Annotated in this window: 6 protein-coding genes; all 6 read left to right on the top strand. The window is 61.1% G+C overall.

The features are described 5' to 3' along the window. Positions 1 to 393 precede the first annotated feature (393 nt). The gene (locus tag FW784_RS12905) at positions 394 to 765 is read left to right on the top strand and encodes a DUF6404 family protein (protein ID WP_149353742.1); all 372 of its coding nucleotides are present in this window, start codon (positions 394 to 396) and stop codon (positions 763 to 765) included. Positions 766 to 824: 59 nt separating this feature from the next. Then, on the top strand, positions 825 to 1250 hold the full coding sequence (locus tag FW784_RS12900) for an HlyD family secretion protein (protein ID WP_149353741.1): 426 nt from the start codon (positions 825 to 827) through the stop codon (positions 1248 to 1250). Positions 1251 to 1624: 374 nt separating this feature from the next. Next, positions 1625 to 1972 (top strand): MmcQ/YjbR family DNA-binding protein, encoded by a 348-nt coding sequence (locus tag FW784_RS12895; protein ID WP_149353740.1) that lies wholly within the window; start codon positions 1625 to 1627, stop codon positions 1970 to 1972. A gap of 180 nt (positions 1973 to 2152) precedes the next feature. Next, a complete protein-coding gene (locus tag FW784_RS12890; RefSeq protein ID WP_205123626.1) occupies positions 2153 to 2452 on the top strand; it encodes a hypothetical protein in 300 nt (99 codons plus the stop codon). Positions 2453 to 2789: 337 nt separating this feature from the next. Further along, the gene (locus FW784_RS14940; protein ID WP_149353738.1) at positions 2790 to 3143 is read left to right on the top strand and encodes a colicin immunity protein; all 354 of its coding nucleotides are present in this window, start codon (positions 2790 to 2792) and stop codon (positions 3141 to 3143) included. A gap of 61 nt (positions 3144 to 3204) precedes the next feature. Continuing rightward, complete coding sequence (locus tag FW784_RS12880) at positions 3205 to 3498, top strand: hypothetical protein (protein WP_149353737.1); 294 nt, start codon at positions 3205 to 3207, stop codon at positions 3496 to 3498. Positions 3499 to 3946: the final 448 nt, after the last annotated feature.

Here is a 3946-nt window from a genome sequence, read left to right as displayed (position 1 = left end):
GGCCTAACAATTCGTCCAAGCCGACGCCGCTTCGCGGCGCGGCTTAACTCAGGTGTTAGCGCCCACACCGGGAAACACTCCGGCGCTTGAATGGTTTCTCTGCATCTGCACTGTCGTGGCTTCCGGCTCGTTTCACGGGACACGCCTCCGGCGGCTTGGCTTTGCACTAACAAGGCACCTGCTGGCACTCGCAGCCAACCGCATGCGGCATCCCGGCCGTTGTTGTTGCGCTGGTTAGCTTCCGGCTTCGCCGCCGCATTCCGAGCACGGTCTTTCGTGCAACACTTTCGCCACGCGGAGCAGCAAGCCCCTATCCGGGCGTGTGGGCTCTAACAAGTCGTTCAACCCGACGCCGCTTCGCGGCGCGGGTCAACTCTGGTGTTAGGTGCGCTTATGAACCATCAGCGGCGCGTGAGTCTCTACCGGCAGTACATGGCGGCGTCCGGGGCCGATCCGAACACCGCCGCCCCCTACCTGTGGCAATTAGCGTGGGCGCGCGGCTGGAAAATACCACCCCCGCCCTTCATGAGCGGCTTGGCCTTGGCCTTGTTCGCGGCAGTCGCCTATCCTGCCCTTGCGTTCTTTCTGTGGCTCCTCACATTTGTCTATCCCAATCACCGTGTCCCGTTCGTCTTTGCGGCTTGGGTCGCGGCTAGCGCCGGTGTGTTCGGCGTTGTTGCCACACCCATCTATTTTCACCACATGGCTAAGCAATACGGGCTCGTGCATTGGTCAACGTTCGCAGGTGTGCGGCAGCGCACCTAACAATTCGTCCAAGCCGACGCCGCTTCGCGGCGCGGCTTAACTCAGGTGTTAGGGCTCACATGGATATTTCCACGATCTCGGCAGCAGTCTCCTCGCTCAAGGCGGCGAAGGACATCGCCCAAGGACTACTCGCGCTCAAGAGCTTGTCGGAAGTTCAAGGCAAGGTGATCGAGCTGCAATCAGCGATTCTCGATGCTCAGGGCAAAGCGCTGGATGCCCAAACCGGCATTGTCGAACTCCAAGATCAGCTGAAGGCCGCTAACCAGCGCATCGCCGAACTTAAGAGCCATCAGGCCTTTGTAGGCACGCTCGCACGCAACAATGGCGCGTATATCGCGCCGGGCGATCCCGATCCATACTGCCCGCGATGCGTGGAAGTGAGCGTTACTCCTGTCCACCTCGTAAAAACAGGGAAGCAGGAAATGCGTTACTGGATCTGGGCATGCCCTGAGTGCAAAGTTCAAATGCCGTGGCATCTCGGGTGAGCCCTAACAATTCGTCCAAGCCGACGCCGCTTCGCGGCGCGGCTTAACTCAGGTGTTAGCGCTCACATTGGTTGAAGTGCGCTAGCGGCTCCCTAAGCGGCTCAACTGCCTCTCGCTTGCGGCCACAACTCGCGGCCAGCTTATCGCCCGCGGTGTAACGGTGTTCCCTCCACGTCGGTTCAAGTCCGCGGTGAAACCTCATGGCGCCTGCAATGTCGGGCCCGCGCGGAGGCCGCTCTCCCCATGGCAAACTCAGCAGCGTCTGCGGTCCTGTCCGGCCACATCCTGGCATGTGATCGCTAACAATTCGTCCAAGCCGACGCCGCTTCGCGGCGCGGCTTAACTCAGGTGTTAGGCCACTGTAGGGAGCAGCAATGAACGTGGAGTTCGTTCGTGCAGTCGCCTTGGCTCTCCCGGAAGTGACCGAGGTGCCGCACTTCGAGTACGGCTCGTTCCGGGTCAAGGGGAAGATTTTCGTCACCGTGCCGCCGGACGACGAACACATCCACGTGTTCGTGGACGAGCAGGAGCGCTTGCTGGCCGTGGCCATGTATCCGAAAGCCGTCGAGCCCCTGCCGTGGGGCCAGAAGATCTTGGGCGTTCGGGTTAACCTTTCGCTCGCCAAGCCAGAAATGGTCGAGCATCTGGTGCGTGCTGCCTGGCGCAACAAAGCGCCTAAGCGTCTCGTGGCTGCAGCCGGATTGTCCGGTCCAGTGGCCTAACAATTCGTCCAAGCCGACGCCGCTTCGCGGCGCGGCTTAACTCAGGTGTTAGGGCGCATGTGGAAATTGATCGCACCCGTAGTCGGGCTCGCGCTGCTCGCTGCCTGCGTCCAGCCTCCCACGTCGATATCGAGCTCAGCGATCGCCACAGGAGAATGTCCTGCGGCCGTCGGTGTACCCGTGCCAACCTCCATCTCGGAACTGGTGCAGTCGCCGGCGCGCTACGAACTCAAGCTCGTGCGTGTCAGAGCGTTCTACCTCAATGGCTTCGAGCACTCTGCGATTTACGGCGCGATGCCGTCCGAAGGTGAACCCACACCGGGCCTGGGCATTTGGGCATCGCCGCTGCCCGATCGCCTGAATGGGCAGCGTGCCGAACTGGTGGGTTACTTCACCGGGTCGGTAAAAGGGCATGGCGGCCAATGGCCAGGGTCCTTGTGCATTGTCTCGGCAACTCCAGCCCGACAAGATGCGCCCTAACAATTCGTCCAAGCCGACGCCGCTTCGCGGCGCGGCTTAACTCAGGTGTTAGCGCCCACACTGGGAAGCAGTCCAGGGCTTGAACGTTTTCGTCGCGTACGAGTTGTTCTAGCTTGCGGTCAGGTTTCGGGGCTCCATTGCGCATGACTGAGGAATCTTGGCCGTTGTCGTTGCGCTCGTCTGTTTCCGGCTTCGCCGCACCATTGCGAGCATCGCCTTTCGTGCAACACTTAGGCTCCGTGGAGCAGCAGGCTTGTATCCGGGCGTGTGGGCTCTAACAAGTCGTTCAACCCGACGCCGCTTCGCGGCGCGGGTCAACTCTGGTGTTAGGGCGCACATGACAGATCGCAGCCGCTTGTACGAGTCACCCCAAGACTTTTTCGCACTCAACGGAAACGCGGTCATGCGGTTGTCTCCCGCCGCAGCGGCTAGCGCGTGCGAGCAAGCGGCTTCCCGCGGAATCGTCGTTGCACGTGTCGAGGGCGGCATCTGGTCTGCCCCCAACTTCGAAGCCCGCGGAGACTGCATCTGGGATGGCCTCGACCAGCCTGTGTCGCAGCCGCAAGCCGCCGCGAACAACCTTGCCGCGGCGCAATTCATCCACGCGCACGCTAATAGCCATTCCGCATTTATCCTTACTACCTACCACTTCGCAGGGCGCAGCTCGCCAAGTACTAGCGCTGCGCCCTAACAATTCGTCCAAGCCGACGCCGCTTCGCGGCGCGGCTTAACTCAGGTGTTAGGCCCCAATGGTGAGCGACCTCGCACGTAGAGTTGGGCTCACGGCCGCCATCTTCGCGGCGTGCACCTTTGCTGCATCGTTGCTGTGGCGCATTCCGTACATTTTTACCGTCATTGGGCTGATCGTCATTGGCTTAGTCGGGTTCCTCGTCACGCTCGATGACGATCTGCCCGGCGGGTGGTCTCCTCATCCAGGCGGCCGGCGAGCGGTGTTTATCTACCTTGCAGCGTTCGTTGGCGTGTTCGCTGCCGCGATCGCAATAGCCGTATTCTTTCCAGCAGTTCAGGCGCTTGGCGGCAGGTAAAGCTCGCTTGGGGCCTAACAATTCGTCCAAGCCGACGCCGCTTCGCGCCGCGGCTTAACTCAGGTGTTAGGCCCCATTGGCAGTCACTAAGCGGCTCGCAGTGTGGCAACTCGCAGCAACCGGGCTAGGTGCGGTGATCCAAGCCGTGAGCGGTTCGGCCTCGATCTTTGAGTCTGGTGTCGGTCAGCTGTTTGCCTATGCTTGGCTTGCCCTTAGCCTGGCAACAGTTGCGGCAGCTGCACTGAAGGCGTATGACAACCGCCAGATCAAGTGGCTCATTGCCATACTCTTCTTCTGGCCCCTCATGTACCCATACGTGTTCAGGTACGCCCATGCGAGTCGCTACTAGCTTGGGGCCTAACAATTCGTCCAAGCCGACGCCGCTTCGCGGCGCGGCTTAACTCAGGTGTTAGCGCCCACACCGGGAAGCAGTCCGGCGCTTGAATGG

The sequence above is a fragment of the Cognatilysobacter lacus genome, assembly GCF_008274655.1.
Lineage (GTDB): Bacteria > Pseudomonadota > Gammaproteobacteria > Xanthomonadales > Xanthomonadaceae > Cognatilysobacter > Cognatilysobacter lacus.
The sequence above is the reverse complement of the archived record's forward strand: the minus strand, read 5'-3'. Positions and strand labels throughout refer to the sequence as shown.